Source organism: Promicromonospora sp. CA-289599 (genome assembly GCF_050936155.1).
Lineage (GTDB): Bacteria > Actinomycetota > Actinomycetes > Actinomycetales > Cellulomonadaceae > Promicromonospora.
The window spans coordinates 3,960,358-3,977,123 of sequence record NZ_JBNJNI010000001.1 but is presented as its reverse complement, the minus strand read 5'-3'; the positions used below and the strand labels follow the sequence as shown (position 1 = coordinate 3,977,123).

Genomic DNA, 16,766 nt, shown 5'->3' with positions numbered 1-16,766 from the left:
GTCTCCTGCCGTGGCCCGCGCTCAGCGCCGGATCCGGGGGTCGAGGGCCGCGTACGTGATGTCTGCCAGCAGGTTCATCACCACGGCGGCAACGCCCGTGACGAGGAAGAACGCCATGACCGGCGCGGGGTCTACGGCGTTCAGGCCGTCCTGGAACAACGCGCCCATACCCTTCCAGCCGAACACCTGCTCCGTGATGATCGCGCCGCCGATGATTCCCGCGAAATCGAACGCGATGATCGTCGTGATCGGGATCAGCGCGTTGCGGAACGCGTGCTTGACGATGACCTCGCGCTCGGACAGCCCCTTCGACCGGGCCGTGCGCACGTAGTCCTGGTTCAGCGTCTCGAGCATCGAGGACCGCGTGTAGCGGGAATAGCTCGCCACGGAGACCAGGGTGAGCAGGATGGTCGGCAGCAGGATCTGCGTGCCCATGTCGAGCAGCCGCTCCCAGAACTCACCCGTGAAGTTCGGCGTCTGTGAGCCGATGGTCGAGATGGGGCGGGACTTGATGCTCATGAAGCTGGCCCAGTGCGCGATGAGGATGTCCGCCACGACCACGATGCTGGTGATGACGCCCGTGATGCCGGTGACGAGCATGGACTGCTTGCGCGCGTAGCCGCCCCATGCGGCGCCTATCGCCACCGAGACGCCCACGGCTACCACGAACAGCCCGGCGAGCAGCAGCCACGAGGGCTGGTTGACCAGAAGCGGGGCGGTGAACCAGTAGGCGGCCACGCCGACGACGGCGGTGGTGAGCGCCGCGTAGAGCGCGCGGCGGTTACGAAGGCCGGCGACCAGCGCGGCGACGAGCACGCCCGCGGCGGCCGAGACCAGGAGCACGCCGCCGATGCCGAACATCGGGTTGCGCCACCAGTCGAGCGCGTTGAAGACAAAGAGCATGATGGTGACGAACCCGAACACGGTCGCGGCTGTGATCATCCGGCGCTTCGTGGTCCCGCCGAGCACGGCCTGGAGCAGGAACGCCGCCAGCAGCGCGACTATCACTATGGTCCACGGCGCGTACTGGCCCACGGCGATCCAGTTGTTGTACTGGATGGCCGCGTACTCCTTGAGCAGGGTCGCCGCCCAGAAGACCGGCAGCGAGAAGAAGAGGAACGCCGTGAACGTGATGGAGTAGTCGAAGCCCGAGTACTGCCGGATCGCGGTGAGGATCCCGAGCGCGATGCCGACGACGATGGCGAGCAGCGTGGCCACGGTGACGAGCCGCAGCGTCGAGGAGGCCGCCTGCTGCGTCAGAGTCGCCACGTCGACGCCGTTGATGGTGACGCCGAGGTCGCAGTTCCCGGTGAAGCAGCCTCCGACGCCCCTGAGCCAGTCCCAGTACCGCTCATACCACGGATCGTCGAGCCGCATCAGCGCGGTCCGCTGGTCCATGAGCTGTTGCTTGTTCTGCACGTTGGACTCGCGCAGGTCCTTGAGGGGGTCGCCCGAGTTGATGGTCAGGACGTAGACGAGCAATGAGGCGCCGAGCAGGACGAGCGCCGAGGCGCCGATGCGCCGGAGGATGAACTTGAGCACGGGTTGGCCCTTCGAGGCGGACGCAGCACGGCGTCTGCTGGGGAAAGCGATCAGCGTGTCACTATAGGACACAGGATGAAAATTGCCGTCATCGCCCCAGGTCAGGGGTGGAAATAATCCTGAATGGCGGTAGACAGCCCTGCGGGGAAGGGAACAGGCGCTCCCTTCCCCGCAGGTATTGCGTCAGGCCCTCGTCAGGAGGCGCGAGACCACTGCTCGGCGTTCCACACCACGCCGCCCTGGGCGGAGGTGGCACGCACGTTCTCCACGCTGGAGCTGCTGGCGATGAGGCCCGGGTGGGCGAACAGCGGGATACCGTACAGGGTGTCCCAGAGCTGCTTCTCGATGATCACCCGCTGCTCGGCGTGCACCGCCTCGTCCGTCGTCGAGGAGAGCTTCTTCCACGCCTCGTCGACGGTCTCGTCGGAGTACTTGCCGTAGTTCTGCTGACCGGTGGACGAGTAGATGTTCTCGCCCGAGGTGATCTGGCCGGAGCCCTGCCACGCGAAGAGCGCGACCTCGTAGTCACCGTTCGGCAGGTCCTTGTCGAAGAAGTCCTCCGCGGCGTTGTCCTCCACCTCGAAGCCGACCTGGTCGCACGAGGACTTGATGGCCTCGACCTCGGCCGCACGGCGCGGGTTCGGCGCGGCGTAGCCGATCCGGACCTTCGTACCCTCCTCGAGGCCGGCGGCCTCGAACTTCTCCTTGGCGGCGTCCAAGTCGACCTCGTCGTACCGGCCGTCGTAGGACCCGGCCACGGTGTCCTCGTACTCCGCCCCCTGGAAGGGGAAGACCTCGCGGGCATTCATGACGACGGCCTCGGGGTCGATCGGCTTGATCAGGTCGTCCACGATCTTCTGCCGGGGCACGCAGAGCGCGAACGCCTCGCGGGCCTCCAGGCTGTCGGAGAAGATGCCGGAGCCGAAGTTGTAGTCGAGGTGCTCCCACGTCAGGGTCTGACCGGTCTGCACCGTGACGGCGTCACCGAGCTGCTCGAGCTGGGTGACCGTGTCGACGGTCGGGCCGTTCGGGTTGATCGCGTCGAGGTCGCCGTTGGCCAGCGCCTGGATCTGAGCGTCGGCGCCGACGACGCGGAACGTCAGCTCCTTGGTGGCGGCAGGCGTGCCCCAGTACTTGTCGTTCGCCTCGAGGGTGATGTACTGGCCGGCCTCCCAGCCGTCGGCCTTGAAGTTGTACGGGCCGGTGACAGGCGTGAGCGCCGGGTCCGGGATCTCACCAGGAGGCGACAGCCAGCCCTTGTTCCAGAACTCCGCGGCCTTCTTCAGGACGTCCAGGTCGAGGTCCTGGATGGCCGTGACGAGCTCCTCGGTGGAGACACCGGCCTGCTCGGCGACGACGTGCGCCGGGAACGGCGCGTTGACCAGGATCCGCCAGTCGGCGTTGACGCGCTCGTAGTCGTACGTGAACGCCTTGGCGTCCGGGGACTCCGCCTGCGGGCCCTCAGGAACGTAGTCGCCCAGCGTCAGACCGGAGATGTGGTTGAACAGCGGCGCCTCGGAAGCGTCGTCCGTGACCTTGCCGTCCTCCGTGACCGCCTGGGTCGCCCAGTCGAGCAGGTAGTCCGCGTAGGTGACCGGCGTACCGTCCGACCATGCAGCCTCGTCGTTGAGGGTGTACTCGACCTGCAGCGGGTCCTCGGACAGCGCCTCGTAGGTGCCGTAGGACTCGTCGGCGCAGACCGCGCCGTCGGTCCCCCAGTACCAGAAGCCGCTGAACAGCCGCTCGGTGACCGCGTTGTTGTACGTGGAGTAGGTCTCCGGGGTGTTCGAGTTGTAGCCGAGGAACTCGTCCTCGTTCGACACCTTGATCTCGCCGTCAGCGGTGGTGACCTCGCCGAGGTCGGCCTTGCACGGGCCGTCGGCCGAGGCCGAGGTCGCCGTGCTCTCCCCCTCGGCCGGGTCGTCACTGCCTGCCGGGCTGGTGCACGCGGAGAACAGCAACGCGCTCGTGGCGGTCACCGCCACAGCGGCGCTCAGTCGCCTGATCTTCAATGTTCCTCCTCAAGGGGATGCCGGTATCGGACTTCCTGGCGGCGCGCCGCAGCGCGCGCCGGGGGTGAGACATCCGTCACCGTCATGGTTTCCGCTCACGCTACTCACGCGATGGGAGGGTTTGCCCTACTTCACCGTTTGCCGGACTTGATCGTTACCGACCTGATATCGCCCCGTAGCGGTACCGTCTCCGCGCATCAGAGACGGAAACAGGGCGGTAACACCCCGAAGCGGATTCAGATCCAGCCGTGCGAGCGCGCTACCGCGACGAAGGCACCCCGGGCGGCGAGGACCTGCTCCGCGGTGAGGGTCGGCACCCCCGCGAGAAGCACTTCGGTGACCTCGACGGCGAGCTCCCGTTCGGACGGCGCCTCGCCGTCGGCCCGGGAGGCGGCGTCGGGCAGCGGCGGGAGGAATGCCGGGACGGGCGCGGCATGGGCCACCGCGGAGACGGCGGACGCCGCCGTCGCCGGGGCGGGCGCGACCAGGGTGACGGTCGAGGCCTTCAGGCCCCGGTCGCCGTCCTCCACCGCGAAGTCCACCACAGCGCCGACCGCGAGGTGGCGCTTGTCGAACTCGAGGTCGTTGACGTGGATGAACACGTCGTCGCCGCCCGTGTCCGGCGCAACGAACCCGTAGCCGCGAACCTCATCGAACCTGATGACCTTGCCTTGAACCACGACACACACTCCGCCTCGTAAGGATCCCTGCAGACCTGAGTCTAGGACGCTTGTCCAACTCGGGCTGTCAAACGCACGCCGTGTCGGCCTGGTTCCGGCACGGGCGGGCGAATCGCGCGTCCGGCGTTAGCGTGGCGACATGACGATCCGCATGCTGGAGACCTCGGAGGTGCTGCGGCGCGCGGACGAGATCGCCGGCGTCTTCCAGCGGGCGTTCGGCTACTCCGACGAACGCCGCGACCACTTCCGGGACACCCGGCTCGCCCACCTCCCCCTGTACGACGGAGCGCTGACCCTCGGGGCGTTCGAGGGCGCCGACCTCGTGGGGTTCGTGTACGGGTTCGACTACCAGCCCGAGCACTGGTGGCCGCAGCAGGTGGGCCCGGCGCTGGCGCAGGCGGGCCGTGCGGCCTGGACCGAGGACGCGTTCGAGCTCAACGAGCTGGAGATCCTGCCGGAGCACCAGGGCCGGGGGCTCGGGACGGCGCTGCTGCGCGGGCTGTTCGACCGGGTCCCCCACCGGCACACCCTGCTGTCGACGACCGCCGACCCCGCCGACCGCGCCAAGGTGCTCTACGGCCGGCTCGGGTTCGTCGACCTGGTACCCGGGTTCCGGTACGCGGGCGTCACCGAGCCGGCCAACATCATGGGCCGACGGCGGCCGGGGTGACGATCAGCGCTCCCAGACGTAGGGCGTCGTCGTGGAGACCTTGACGAAGCCGTAGCGCTCGAGGATCGGGCGCGAGTACTCGGTCGAGTCGCTGTGGATCAGGGTCTTGCCCAGCGCGAGGGCCGAGCGAGCACGGGCCGCCGTCAGCGCGCGGTAGATGCCACGCCCGCGCCACTCGGGCCGGGTGCTGCCGCCCCAGATTCCCGCGACCTCGGTGTCCGCGACCGGCTCCAGCCGGCCCGCGGTCACGATCTGCCCCTCGGCCTCCGCGACCCACAGCTCCATGCCGTCGCCCAGCGCCTGCCTGCGCAGGATCGCGTTCGCCGTCCTGTCGGACACGGGGGCGCCGAACACCTCGTCCTGCATGGCGCACATCGCGCGGACGTCGGACTCCTCGGTGACCTGGCGCAGGGTGACGCCGTCGGGCAGCGGGACGTCCGCCGCGAGCGTCGCCGCGTCGCCGATCATGATCGACTCCGGGTCCTCCGGGACGAACCCGTGCTCGAGCAGCGCGTCGTGCAGGCCCGGGGCGTGGTCGTGGCCGCGGGTCTTCCACTCGACCTTCGTGATGCCGCCGTCGGCGCGGAAGTGAGCGCCGGCCACGGCGACGAGCCTGCGCACCTCGGGCTCGTCGGCCCCGCCGAGATCACGGTAGGTGACGAAGCCGCGTCCGCCCAGGAAGGTCACGAGGCGTAGCGGTCCCAGCCGGGCCACCGAGATGGCGCTGGGCGTCTCGGCGTCGGTGCGGAGCTGCTCGTCGTACGCCTGGAGCAGGCGGGAGGCGTCGGTCATGGGTACAGACTCCAGTGCCCACGAGCGCCTCGGCAAAGGAATAAGGAACCAGCCTTGGTCGTGGGCGCGACCGTTACGCCCACGACCAAGCGGGGTGCTCAGCCCTTGAGCCCGCTGTGGGCCAGCCCCTGGACGAACTGCTTCTGTGCCACGAGGAACACGGCGAGGACGGGCAGCACGGTGAGCGTCGTCGCGGCCAGCTGGACGTTCCACATGGGGCCGCCGTACGCGTCGACGTACTGCGTCAGCGCCTGTGGCAGCGTGAAGCTCTCCTTGCTGGACAGGTAGACGATGGGCTCCAGGTAGAGGTTCCAGGACTTGAGGAACGTGAAGATCGCGACGGCACCGAGGGCCGACCGCGACAGCGGCAGGGCGATACGCCAGAAGATCCCCCACCGCCCGAGCCCGTCGATCCGGCCCGCCTCCTCGAGCTCCGTCGGGAGCGCCAGGAAGAACTGCCGCATGATGAACACGGCCAGGACCGCCGGTGCCCCGAGGATCGGGATGACGATCAGCGGCCAGTGCGTGTTGATCAGGCCGAGGGTGTTGACGATCCGGAACAGCGGGACGATCGTCACCTCGGACGGCACGAGCAGACCGACGAGCACCAGCACGAACAGGGCGTTCGCACCGGGGAACCGGATCCGCGCGAACGCGTAGCCGGCCATCGCGGCCACGAGCATCGTGCCGATGGTGACCAGTGCCGCGATGTACAGGGAGTTCCAGTACTGCTGCGCGAACGGCTGCAGCGTGAACACCTTGCCGTACGCGTCCAGCGACGGGTCCTGCGGCCAGATCGTCGGCACGCGGCGCAGGATCTCGCTCATCGGCTTGAGGCTGGACGTCGCCATCCACCAGGTGGGGAAGACGAACGGGACGCTCAGCACGGTCAGCAGCGCCACGAGCAGCCACCGGGTCCAGCTCCGGCGGAGTCGGGCGGACAGCACTTCAGACTTCATGGAAGACCCACCTCTTGCGCGACTGCCACTGCAGGAGCGTCAGTACCAGGACGATGACGAACAGGAGCACCGCGATGGCGCTGGCGTACCCGAACTCGTTGAACTGGAACGCCTGCTGGTACAGGTAGTAGACGAGCACCGTGGTCGAGTTCCCGGGGCCGCCGCCCGTGAGCACGTCGATCTGCGCGAAGACCTCCAGCGAGCCGACGATCGTGATGATCGAGACCAGCAGGATCGTCGGGCTGATCAGCGGCAGGGTGATCGACCGGAACCGGCGCCACGCGCCGGCGCCGTCCAGCCGGGCCGCCTCCTGCAGCTCCTCGGGCACGCCCTGCAGCGCCGCGAGGAACAGGATCATGTTGAGCCCGACGTTCTTGAAGACCTGGACGACGATCACGGACACCATCGCCGTCGTCGGGTGGCGCAGCCAGTTCGGGCCGTCGACGCCGAGCACCGCGAGGAACCCGTTGATGCCGCCGTCGGCCTGCAGCAGGAAGCTCCACACGATCGTCCACGCGACCAGCGACACGACGACCGGCGAGAAGAAGAACGTCCGGAACGTGGTGGTGCCGGGCAGGCGTTGGTTGAGCAGGACGGCGAGCAGCAGGGCCAGCACGATGTTCAGGACGACGAGCCCCACCGAGAACCACAGGCTCGCCAGGAGCGCGTCGGTGAGCCCGCCGTCGGCGGCCATGCGCTGGTAGTTCTCGGCGCCGACGAACGTGAACGTGTTCGCCAGGACGTTCCACTCGTGCAGGGAGTACCAGACCACCATGCACAGCGGGAGGACGACGAACGCGAGCGCGCCGAGGACCACCGGCGCCACCATGGCGTACCCGACGAGCCAGTCCCGGCGGACCGCCGCTGAGACCTTTCCCGCGGACAGAGCTGCCACCGTCACTCCGCCAGCAGCGGCGTGACGGCCGAGCAGGTGTCGGCGAGGACCGCCTCGACGTCGGCGTCCGCCGTCCACAGCGCGTCGAGCTCCGCGCGCACCGTCCCCGACAGCTTGGCGAAGTTCTTGTGCGCGGGCTTGGTCACCGCGTCCTCGACGCCGTCCACCACTACGGCCTGCAGCTGCTCGGCGCTCAGGTTGGGGTTGGCCTCGGCGAGTCCCTCGGCGTCGAGCAGGGACGCGCGCGGCGGCGGGAAGTAGGCGCTGAGCTGCTCGGCGTTCTCCGGGTTGGTGAAGTGGGCGAGGAAGTCCGCGGCGACGTCCGGGTGCTCGCCGGCGGCGAAGACGCCGACCCCCGCCTGGCCGATGACGTTCTGCTTGCCGGCCGGCCCGGCGGGCATCGGCACGACGTCCCAGTCGAACGAACCGTCGAGCGACGACGCCCGGCTGATCTGGGTGATGGTCATCGCGGCGTCACCCGCGAAGAAGTCGGCGGTGGTACCCGGGCCGGGCATCGCGCCGTCCTCGAAGGCCGCGTCGTGGATCCACGTCATGGCCTCGACCATCTCCGGCTCGGTGAAGGTGCACTGCGTGCCGTCCGCGCTCCACGGCGCCGCGCCCCAGCCCGACCAGACGGTGGCGAGGTTCTCCCACGCCTGGTACTCGAAGTCGCGCACGACCAGGCCCTGCTTGCCGGAGTCCTCGGCCGTGGCTGCGGCGATGTCGCGGGCGGCGTCGAAGGTCCACTCGCCGGACTCGACCAGCTCCGCCGGGTCGGACTGCCCCGCGGCGGCGAGCTGGTCGGTGTTGACGAACATCGCGAACGGGCTGTTGGAGAAGGGGTAGGCGTACAGGCCCTCGCCGTCCTCCCACAGCCCGAGGGCGCTGGGCACCATGTCGTCCAGGGCGTAGCCCTCTGTGCTCTCGAGCAGCGGGCGCAGGTCGACGAGCGCCCCGCTGGAGACGAACTCGGGGGCGTTGCTCTCGAAGATCCAGGCCAGGTCAGGGGCGTTGCCCCCGGCGAGCTGCGTGGTCAGGGCGGTCGTGTAGTCCTCGAACGGGATGGTCTCGAACGTCACGCCGGAGACCAGCTCCGGGTTCTGGGCGACGTAGTCGTCGGCGATGCTCTGGAAGAGCTCGAGCTGCGCCTCGTCGGCGGTCCATACGGTCATCCGCAGGTCGACGGGCTCGGTAGGGGCCTCCGGCTCCCCTACCGGCGCGTCGGTTCCGCCACCGCAGGCGGTGAGGGCGAGCGCCGCGCTCATGGCGGTCGCGGCGACGGCGGCCCGACGGCGCGGCCGGGCCCCGGGGTTCGATCGGCGGGGGGTGTGCTGTGCAGACATCAGTTCTCCTTTGGACTGATCCGCGACGAGATGTCGCTGGGGGGTCAGTGCTGGGTGTCAGTGCTGGGTGTCAGTACGGGTGGGCGCCGTCCGGCCAGCGCAGCTCGACCCCGGCGGCGACCAGCTCGGCCTGGTAGTCGGCGAGCAGGTCGGGCTTGGCCTGGACCGCGTGGGGGGTGCGTCCGGTGGCGAGGCAGTGCGCGGCCAGGTGGCCGGCGGCCTCACCGACGTTCCACTCGACGGGATGCAGGCGGTAGCACCCGTTGGTGATGTGCGTGGTGCCGATGTTCTTGTTGCCCGCGAGCAGGTTCGTCGTGCGCCGCGGGAGCAGAGCGCCGAGCGGGATCTCGAACGGCGTCGACGGCACGTCGATGTAGGTGTCGCCGCCCGTGGAGGGGTGCAGGTCGATCCGGTACATGCCCACGCCCACCGAGTCGTCGTACCGGGTGGCGCCCCGGTCGCCGCGGACAGCGTAGGAGACGTCGTTCTCCGTGACCGTCGTGACCGCCTGGATCCGGCGGGACTCGCGGTGGTACGCGGCCTGGGCGAGCCCGTCCGGGTTGCCCATGACGTCGGGCCGCAGCCGCAGGCCGGGAAACCCGGTGCCGCCGTCGGGCCGCGGGGCCTCGGTCTGCATCCAGTACAGCATCGACAGGCTCAGCTGCCGGGCGTCGGCGATCCGGGCCTCCTCGACGTCACGGGGCACGTCGAGGACGTGCCCGAGGAAGTAGTCGATGCTCGGCCAGTTCACCAGGCACAGGTCGCCCGCGTAGAAGCCCGGCTCGTAGAGGTCGCGTGCGGCGATGCGCCGGAACAGCCACAGGTTCTCGTCACCGGCGTTCTTCGACTGGTCCGCGTCGACCGCCAGCGGGTCGTCGCCGGGGTTCGGCGTGAACGACCGCCGATCCAGCGCGAGCGTGCGCGGATTGGGCGCCGTCCACGAGAGCAGGCGCTCGCCGCCCCAGGCGCCCGGCGCGTACGAACGCCAGAAGTCGTAGCGGTCGGGCCGGTCGATGGTGTGCTCGCCGTCCGCGTGCTCGACGGCGAAGCACACGCTCAGCGCCTGGACGTTGTCCGGCTGGGCCTCGTCCGGGGCGCTCGGCTCGCCCGTCTCGCGCGCCGACTCGAACCCTGTGACGTACTCCGTGCCGGTCAGCGGCAGCAGCTCCCCGGTCTCGGTCGCGTCGATCGTGTACGCGGCTCTCACCGTCACCTCCGGACCGCCGACGACGGAGGCCAGCGTCACCGACGTCACCCGGTCACCGTCCGTGGTGGCGGCGGTCGGGCGCACCCGCTCCAGGAGCGTGATCCGGCCGGCGGAGCGGTGGGGCGCGAGCATCTCCTCGAGCACGCCGACGGCGACCCGGGGCTCGTGGCACAGCTTCGAGACCCACCCGGCGCCCGGGTTGAGCTCCGGCCAGGCCCGCGCGGCGGCGGTCAGCGGGTAACGACGGCGGTAGACGTCGCGGATCCCGTCGCGCAGCGCCCGGTACCGCGCGGTCACGCCGAACCGCTCGACCCAGGGGTGCTCGTCGGGCGGCACCGCCTGCGAGGTCAGCTGCCCGCCGATCCACCGGTGCTCCTCGGTGAGGACTACGCGAGCGCCACGGTCGGCGGCCGCGAGCGCCGCGGCGATGCCGCCGAGGCCCGCGCCCACCACGAGCACGTCGGTCTGCAGGTCTTGATGGGTCACGCGGGGTCCGTCCTGTCGTCGGTCGCTGATGGTTCGTCGGTGTGTGGTTCGTCGGTTGTTCGTGGTTCGTCGGTGCGGGCCGGTGCGGCGGTGCCGCCCTCCACGTCGGGGCACACGAGGATCTGGTGGAGCTCGGCCTCGGTCAGGGCCGAGGTGCGGCCCGTCTCGCGCTCTCGCTTGGGGCTGTCGTCGGAGACCAGGCGGGAGAGCAGGTACAGCGCCCGGGCGCCCATCTCCTCGCGGGGTACGGAGAAGCCGGACCAGTTCCTGCCGCCGCGGCGGGGATGGTGCGGCTGTCCGAGCAGGAGCACCGACACGTCGTCGGGCACCTGCTTGCCGCGGCGTTCGAGCTCGTCGGCGAGCTCCTCCGGATGGTTCTCGGGTGCGACGACGACGGCGGTGAAGCGCTGGTCGACGATCTCGGCCGCCGTCGCCGCGACGTCGTCGAGCTCGACGAACCGTGTGGTGAGGCCCTGGGCCTTCATGGCGCTGCGGTATCCCTCGACGCGGTCGAGCGTGGGCTGGTCGGTGCCGCGCATGCCCACGTAGCCGATGCGCCGGTGGCCGAGGGCGACGAGGCGGTCGATCTGTCGCACGGTGCCTCCCACGTAGTCGGCGCCCACGTAGGGCAGCCGGCCGCCGTCGCTGCCGCGCTTGCCGATGAACACGAACGGGTAGTTGGTGTCGAGCAGGTGCTGCAGCTCGCCCCGGTGCTCGTGCTGCCCGAGCAGCAGGCAGCCGTCGGCCACGCCGAGCCGCTGCCAGCCGTCGCGGGTGAGCCGGCGGCGCCCGTCCTGCACGGGGGCGCTCGTGAACAGCAGCAGGTCGACGCCGAGCCGTTCCGCGGCGTGCTCGATCCCGACCAGGAACGGACCGTAGAAGTCGCGGCTGGCGCGCGGGAACGTCGCCTCGTAGGTGAACACGCCGAGGATCTGGGCGAGCCCGCCCGCGAGACGCTGGGCGGCGGGGTTCGCGGTGTAGCCGGTGATCCGGATGGCGTCCAGGACGCGCTGGCGGGTCTCCTCGCTGATGCGTACGCCGGTCGGCGTGCTGCCGTTGAGCACGAAGGAGACGGTGGCCTGGCTGACGCCGGCCATGGCGGCGACGTCCGTCTGGGTGATGCGGCGACGTGGCACGGTTCCTCCTTGAACCCAGCTCCGACCGGCGGCTGATGTCAGGAGTGTCACCGTCCGCTCAGCGGCCGGTCAATCTGATGATGCGCATTATTAGCAGCTGCCCCGTGCGGGCCGCACCGTGCCTGTCGCCTGCCCGCGCCGTCATGCCGAGTCGGATGGCGCGCATTATCAGTGGCTCTGCTGGTGGATCTGATTACCTCCCTTGACCGGGCGCGGGATCCGCCCGAAGGCTGACGCCGTCATGGCACCGCGACAAAGGAGTACGCATCATGGCTGTCCTCGACGTGCGCCGCGCCCTCGCCGGCGCCGCGCTTGCCGCCCTCGCCGTCACGGCGGGGGTGACGCCGGGCGTGACGTCCGCGGCGTCGTCGTCCGCCCCGCACGGCGGACCGCCCGGGCACGAACTGCCGGTCTTCACCTCGACGGGGGCGATCGTCGATCCGCTCGACGACACGCTCCCGCACAACCCGAACCAGGAGTTCATCTTCCCGTCGGTGTTCCATGCGGGAGCGCACCTCCAGGACCCGCTCGGTGAGTGGTACGTCTACTACGCGCCGCACGACGACCCGGGCGGCATCAACCTGATGTACGCCGACTCGCTCGACGGCCCGTGGACCCAGCACGAGGCGAGCCCGGTGGTCGCGAACACGTGGGAGGACATCTACGACGTCCCGCACGTCTCGTCGCCCGACGCCGTGTGGAACGCCGCCGAGCGGCGCATGTACCTGTACTTCCACGGCGACAACACGGTGACCAGGTATGCGACGTCGACCGACGGGGTGACGTTCACCTACGGCGGCGAGGCGGTGACGACGGAGATGGTCGACGCCGCGCAGCCGGGCCGGCGCGCGACCGAGACGTCGTACGCGCGGGTCTTCCGCAACCCGGACCGCTCGTCACCGGAGCGCTGGGGAATGCTGTTCATGACGAACTACGACACCAACGTCCGGCACATCAACCTCGCCTGGTCGAGGGACGGCCGGGACTGGCAGGTCGAGCCCGAGCCCATCGTGACGCCCGGTCCGGTCGAAGGGACCAACGTCTCGGCGGCGGACCTGTGGCAGTGGAAGGGGCAGCACTACATCGTCTACGGCGCCACGGTCGGCACCATCCTCGCCAGGCCCGTCGACCGGACCCTTACCGAGGTCGGGGAACCGAAGCCGCTCTTCGTCCCCCAGCCCGCGCCGCCCGAGGCGGGGCGGGCGACGTCCCCGCAGATCGTGCGCGCGGACGGCACGCTGCACCTGATCTACGAGCACGGCGAGCGTTCGCACACCACGATCGCCCACGCGGTCCTCGACCCGGACGGGGTGCGCGACCCGCTGAACACCCGGCCCGAGGATCCGATGTACGCGCAGTGCACGGGCGCGGGTTCCGACGAGCTCGACGGGGACTCGCTCGACCGGTCGCTCTGGTCGACGACGGTGCGCGGCGGCCTGGACCGCTCGACGGTGTCGGACGGCGCATGGCGCATCCCGACCTACCAGGGCAACTCGACGTCGGCGCCGCTCGTGCTGCAGCCGGTGCCCGACGCCCCGTGGGAGGTGACGACGCAGGTCACCCTGGATCCGCAGGTGAACTTCCAGCAGGCCGGCCTGATCGTCCGGCGCGACGACGCCAACTCGGTGCGCATAGACATCTCGCACGTGGACGCCGGCAAGCGGTTCGACTTCGTCTGGCGCAACAACGGCATCGACCGGAACAACGCGTGGACAGCGGAGGACTCGGCGCTGGCCCCGCCCGGGACCGGCGACACGGTCTGGCTGCGCGTCACCGACCACGGCGCGTGGCTGACCGCCTCGTACAGCGTCGACGGCACGACCTTCGTCAACCTCGGCCGGGCCGCTCCCGCGGACCAGCTCGCCGCGACCGACGTCGGACCGTTCGCCTACCGCGGCCCTGCCGCGACGCCCGAGCTCACCGCGGCGTTCGACTGGATCCGGTTCACCCCGGACGAGGCGGAGCTGGCGGGCTGCGCCTGACGGGGTCGCGATCGGGTACCGCCTGACACGGCGGATGCTGCAAACAGACGTCCTGCGTTGCAGCACCCGCCGCGCCAGGTCGTGAGTGTCCTTCTGATCACATCCCGATGAGCTTCTGGGCCTCCGCGACCGCCCTGAGCAGCGCATGACCTGCGGCGCCCGCGGCCCGCGCGATCTCGAGAAGCGCACGGAGGGAGGAACCGAGCTCCTTCGGGTCGCGGTTCGCCCGGTCCTCGATGACGTCGACGGCGTCGTCGAGGACCCGGGTGCGAGGGGCGTCCACCTCCCCTCGCACTCCCTCGGCAAGGGCGACGATCTTCGCCAGCAGTACCTCGAGACTCGTGGTCCCGTAGTTGTTCACGATCCCGGTGGCGCTGTCCTGGACCTTGCCGACGCTCCCGGACGCGTGGATGTTGAAGGTGTCCCCTGACATCAGGCCCTCATCCCTGCTGGATCCCGGTGGCGGTGTCCTGCACGACACCCACCGAGCCCGAGCCGTTGACGTTGACGATGTCCTTCTCGCTGATCTGGTACGTCGTGAGATTCGTGCTGTAGGTCACCCCGAGGTCGTTGATCCCGAGCGTGATCTGCTCGCTGAGCTCCTCGATCGCAGCTCGGTCATCCGTCCAGAGCGCCGTGTGCGGCGCACCCGACGTGGTGATCTGGAGTGCGGTCAGGTCGACCGGGGCCGTCTTGGGGCGCCGGAGGCGGCTGATGCCGATGACCGCGACGACGCTCCAGGCCAGCAGCCAGAAAAGGCTGGGACCCACGAGGCCGGAGTCCTCGCTCGACCCCGCCCCGATCAGGACGATCAGGCTCACTACCGCCCCGAGGGCGCCGACGATCGCCGCCTTCATGGCCCACGGAGGCGGCGGCGGGGGCAGCAGCCTGTACTGCTTGATGGAGGTGCGAGCAATGTTGCGCAGCGGATAGGTGTCCCCGCCGATGTAAAGCTGTCCCTGGCCGATGCGGACATCGGACCTAGCGGATATTGCCACGTACGCCTCCTGATAGACGAAGCGACTTTCTGGGAGGCCCGACAGTAGCGCCATTCCGGGCAATAGGGCGACGCATGTCGGTATGCACCGCCATGTTCACCCGCGGCGGTTAGTTGCTTTCTCTGTGGACGCCCGCTACCGCACCAACAGGCCGATTCCCACACCTGCATGGCTGCGCGCAAATCACGGACACGAACTGATCGGGAGTCAGGACGAAATACTTCACACAACATCCGGAAAACGCCCGCTGGCACGCATCAACTCTGACGTAGATCAACCTTTCGAGAACCGCGTGATTCTGCATGAATGCAGGATCGGCGCGGCGAGAATGCGAGGAGCCTTGCGAAACGAAACATCAATGCAATTGATGCACACCGCTATTCGCCCGACGCCGCGCCCGATCGCACCCTGCTCAGTGGGCGCAGAGGCAGAACGGGTGGCCCGCCGGGTCTGCGTAGACCCGCCAGTTGGCCTCCTGGCGCACCTGGTCGGCGCGCTCCAGCAACGTCGCGCCCAGCTCCAGCACGCGCCGCTCGTCGGCCTCGATGTCGTCGACGTCGAAGTCGAGGTGCACCTGCTGCGGCGACTCCTGTCCCGGCCACTGCGGCGGCCGGTAGCCCTCCACCCGCTGGAAAGCCAGCGGGGTGCCGTCGAACCCGCGGAGCTCCACCCAGTCCCGCACGGCAGCCGTTGACGTGCGCCGACACCGCCACCTAGCCTCCGGGTGGCTGGTGATGCGCTCGCGCGGGCCGGCCACTTGGCCCCGGACAAAGGAGTTCCGCCATGCGCACAGAGATCACCCGCCGCACCCTGATCGTCTCCGGCGCTGCCGTCGGCGCCTCGGCGCTGCTGGGCACACCGACCGCGAGCGCCGACGTGAACACTGCCGGGAGCGGGCGCCGCGGAGCGCTGGTGACGCCGATCGCCGAGGTTCTCGACGGCGGCGAGCAGGTGACGTCGCTCGCCATCTCGTCCGCCGCCCTGCACCGTGCGGAGCGGTCCTCGCTCACCTCGTCGACGTTCGCCGTGCACGTCACGGCCACCAACCCGCTCACCGGCGAGGTCGCCTACGCGCAGGATCGTGTGGTCACCGCCGCGGCGTGGACCCGCCGCGGTGAGATCACGCTGGAGCTCGAGCACGGGTGGGGGGTCGACGGCGGCGGCACCCTGCAGTACATGGGCGCGCACGGCCGCAACGTCCTCCTGGACCTCGACTACGCGGTCACCCAGGTGGAGCCGCTGCGGGGGCGTGGTCCGGGCGGCGCCATAGTGCTCGACTCGTTCCGTCAGGGCCGGCTGTCCGATCCGGAGGTCGACGCGTTCGCCCACCATGCGACGGCGTCTGGCCTGAACTACCGGCTGTTCTCCCCCGCGCGCCGGAGCGGTCGGCGCGGGGCGGCGCTCGTCGTCTGGCTGCACGGTGGCGGCGAGGGCGGCCTGCGGACCGGAGGGTACGACTACTACGACAACGAGGCGCAGCTGCGGGCGAACCGGGGCGCGCTCGGCTTCGCCACCCCGGAGGCGCAGGACCTCTTCGGCGGCGCCTACGTGCTCGCGCCCCAGGCGACGTCGGCCTGGATGCTCGACGGCGACGGTTTCGCACCGCTCGTCCTGGAGGCGATCGAGGAGGTCGCCCGGGCGCACCGGATCGACGCGAGCCGGATCCACGTCGTCGGCTGCTCCAACGGTGGGTACATGTCGCTGAAGATGGTCGCCGAGTACCCCGAGAGGTTCGCGACGTCCGTACCGATCTGCTGCGGCATCGGCGCCCGCGACGGCTCCGACCCGTACTTCATCTCGGACGGTGAGCTCGCGGCGATGACGACGCCGACGTGGCTCGTGCACTCGGCCGACGACACGACGCTGGATGCCCAGGCCAACACCGTCTACGCCCACGAACGCATCGACGGCTCGATCATGAGCCTGTACGACAACGTCACCTGGGACGGGATCACCTATCCCGGGCACTGGTCGTGGATCTACGTCGCGCGCAACGACCCGCACCACGACGGCGCGAGCGTCTGGGAGTGGATGGCGGCGGCCACGAGACGCTGAGCAGCGGCT

The 16,766-nt window shown here is 69.8% G+C and carries 15 protein-coding genes; 3 read left to right on the top strand and 12 right to left on the bottom strand.

Going from position 1 to position 16,766, the window contains the following annotated elements:
• Positions 1 to 21 precede the first annotated feature (21 nt).
• The 3 genes from ACQEVI_RS17620 to ACQEVI_RS17610 form a co-directional block, all read right to left on the bottom strand.
• Positions 22 to 1,542: an ABC transporter permease gene (locus tag ACQEVI_RS17620; protein ID WP_432901139.1), complete on the bottom strand. Its 1,521-nt coding sequence runs from the start codon at positions 1,540 to 1,542 to the stop codon at positions 22 to 24.
• 194 nt (positions 1,543 to 1,736) lie between these two features.
• A complete protein-coding gene (locus ACQEVI_RS17615; RefSeq protein ID WP_432901137.1) occupies positions 1,737 to 3,554 on the bottom strand; it encodes an ABC transporter substrate-binding protein in 1,818 nt (605 codons plus the stop codon).
• A gap of 236 nt (positions 3,555 to 3,790) precedes the next feature.
• Entirely contained in the window at positions 3,791 to 4,234 is a 444-nt protein-coding gene (locus ACQEVI_RS17610) for a cold-shock protein (RefSeq protein ID WP_432901135.1), read from the bottom strand.
• Positions 4,235 to 4,373: 139 nt separating this feature from the next.
• Here ACQEVI_RS17610 and ACQEVI_RS17605 point away from each other — a divergent pair, with 139 nt between their 5' ends.
• Positions 4,374 to 4,904, top strand: a complete 531-nt coding sequence (locus ACQEVI_RS17605) for a GNAT family N-acetyltransferase (protein ID WP_432901133.1) — start codon at positions 4,374 to 4,376, stop codon at positions 4,902 to 4,904.
• A gap of 3 nt (positions 4,905 to 4,907) precedes the next feature.
• Here the strand turns inward: ACQEVI_RS17605 and ACQEVI_RS17600 are convergent, their stop codons facing one another.
• The 6 genes from ACQEVI_RS17600 to ACQEVI_RS17575 all read right to left on the bottom strand — a co-directional run bounded on the left by ACQEVI_RS17600 (position 4,908) and on the right by ACQEVI_RS17575 (position 11,722).
• The gene (locus ACQEVI_RS17600) at positions 4,908 to 5,696 is read right to left on the bottom strand and encodes a GNAT family N-acetyltransferase (RefSeq protein WP_432901131.1); all 789 of its coding nucleotides are present in this window, start codon (positions 5,694 to 5,696) and stop codon (positions 4,908 to 4,910) included.
• Positions 5,697 to 5,794: 98 nt separating this feature from the next.
• Positions 5,795 to 6,655, bottom strand: a complete 861-nt coding sequence (locus ACQEVI_RS17595; RefSeq protein WP_432901129.1) for a carbohydrate ABC transporter permease — start codon at positions 6,653 to 6,655, stop codon at positions 5,795 to 5,797.
• Positions 6,645 to 7,550, bottom strand: a complete 906-nt coding sequence (locus tag ACQEVI_RS17590; protein WP_432901127.1) for a carbohydrate ABC transporter permease — start codon at positions 7,548 to 7,550, stop codon at positions 6,645 to 6,647. The genes ACQEVI_RS17595 and ACQEVI_RS17590 overlap by 11 nt, the downstream gene beginning before the upstream one ends.
• A gap of 2 nt (positions 7,551 to 7,552) precedes the next feature.
• The gene (locus ACQEVI_RS17585; RefSeq protein WP_432901125.1) at positions 7,553 to 8,893 is read right to left on the bottom strand and encodes an ABC transporter substrate-binding protein; all 1,341 of its coding nucleotides are present in this window, start codon (positions 8,891 to 8,893) and stop codon (positions 7,553 to 7,555) included.
• A gap of 70 nt (positions 8,894 to 8,963) precedes the next feature.
• On the bottom strand, positions 8,964 to 10,586 hold the full coding sequence (locus ACQEVI_RS17580) for an FAD-dependent oxidoreductase (protein ID WP_432901123.1): 1,623 nt from the start codon (positions 10,584 to 10,586) through the stop codon (positions 8,964 to 8,966).
• A complete protein-coding gene (locus ACQEVI_RS17575) occupies positions 10,583 to 11,722 on the bottom strand; it encodes a LacI family DNA-binding transcriptional regulator (RefSeq protein WP_432901121.1) in 1,140 nt (379 codons plus the stop codon). The genes ACQEVI_RS17580 and ACQEVI_RS17575 overlap by 4 nt, the downstream gene beginning before the upstream one ends.
• 269 nt (positions 11,723 to 11,991) lie before the next feature.
• Between ACQEVI_RS17575 and ACQEVI_RS17570 the strand changes: the two genes are divergently transcribed.
• Complete coding sequence (locus ACQEVI_RS17570; RefSeq protein WP_432901120.1) at positions 11,992 to 13,704, top strand: DUF1349 domain-containing protein; 1,713 nt, start codon at positions 11,992 to 11,994, stop codon at positions 13,702 to 13,704.
• Between the two features lie 97 nt (positions 13,705 to 13,801).
• Here ACQEVI_RS17570 and ACQEVI_RS17565 read toward each other — a convergent pair whose 3' ends face one another.
• From ACQEVI_RS17565 to ACQEVI_RS17555, 3 genes are all read right to left on the bottom strand, one after another.
• Positions 13,802 to 14,137 carry a hypothetical protein gene (locus tag ACQEVI_RS17565; RefSeq protein WP_432901118.1) on the bottom strand — a complete coding sequence of 112 codons (336 nt, stop codon included), beginning with the start codon at positions 14,135 to 14,137 and terminating at the stop codon, positions 13,802 to 13,804.
• Between the two features lie 7 nt (positions 14,138 to 14,144).
• Positions 14,145 to 14,702 carry a DUF6232 family protein gene (locus ACQEVI_RS17560; RefSeq protein ID WP_432901115.1) on the bottom strand — a complete coding sequence of 186 codons (558 nt, stop codon included), beginning with the start codon at positions 14,700 to 14,702 and terminating at the stop codon, positions 14,145 to 14,147.
• Positions 14,703 to 15,114: 412 nt separating this feature from the next.
• Complete coding sequence (locus ACQEVI_RS17555) at positions 15,115 to 15,459, bottom strand: VOC family protein (RefSeq protein ID WP_432901112.1); 345 nt, start codon at positions 15,457 to 15,459, stop codon at positions 15,115 to 15,117.
• 26 nt (positions 15,460 to 15,485) lie between these two features.
• On the opposite strand from ACQEVI_RS17555, the gene ACQEVI_RS17550 reads away from it, so the two are divergent.
• Positions 15,486 to 16,757 carry a prolyl oligopeptidase family serine peptidase gene (locus ACQEVI_RS17550; RefSeq protein ID WP_432901109.1) on the top strand — a complete coding sequence of 424 codons (1,272 nt, stop codon included), beginning with the start codon at positions 15,486 to 15,488 and terminating at the stop codon, positions 16,755 to 16,757.
• The last annotated feature ends 9 nt before the right edge of the window (positions 16,758 to 16,766 follow it).

Coding starts and splice junctions, on each gene's coding strand:
- ACQEVI_RS17600 (WP_432901131.1), bottom strand. CDS start 5,696: ATGACCGACGCCTCCCGCCTGCTCCAGGCGTACGACGAGCAGCTCCGC.
- ACQEVI_RS17585 (WP_432901125.1), bottom strand. CDS start 8,893: ATGTCTGCACAGCACACCCCCCGCCGATCGAACCCCGGGGCCCGGCCG.
- ACQEVI_RS17565 (WP_432901118.1), bottom strand. CDS start 14,137: ATGTCAGGGGACACCTTCAACATCCACGCGTCCGGGAGCGTCGGCAAG.
- ACQEVI_RS17570 (WP_432901120.1), top strand. CDS start 11,992: ATGGCTGTCCTCGACGTGCGCCGCGCCCTCGCCGGCGCCGCGCTTGCC.
- ACQEVI_RS17550 (WP_432901109.1), top strand. CDS start 15,486: ATGCGCACAGAGATCACCCGCCGCACCCTGATCGTCTCCGGCGCTGCC.
- ACQEVI_RS17595 (WP_432901129.1), bottom strand. CDS start 6,655: ATGAAGTCTGAAGTGCTGTCCGCCCGACTCCGCCGGAGCTGGACCCGG.
- ACQEVI_RS17605 (WP_432901133.1), top strand. CDS start 4,374: ATGACGATCCGCATGCTGGAGACCTCGGAGGTGCTGCGGCGCGCGGAC.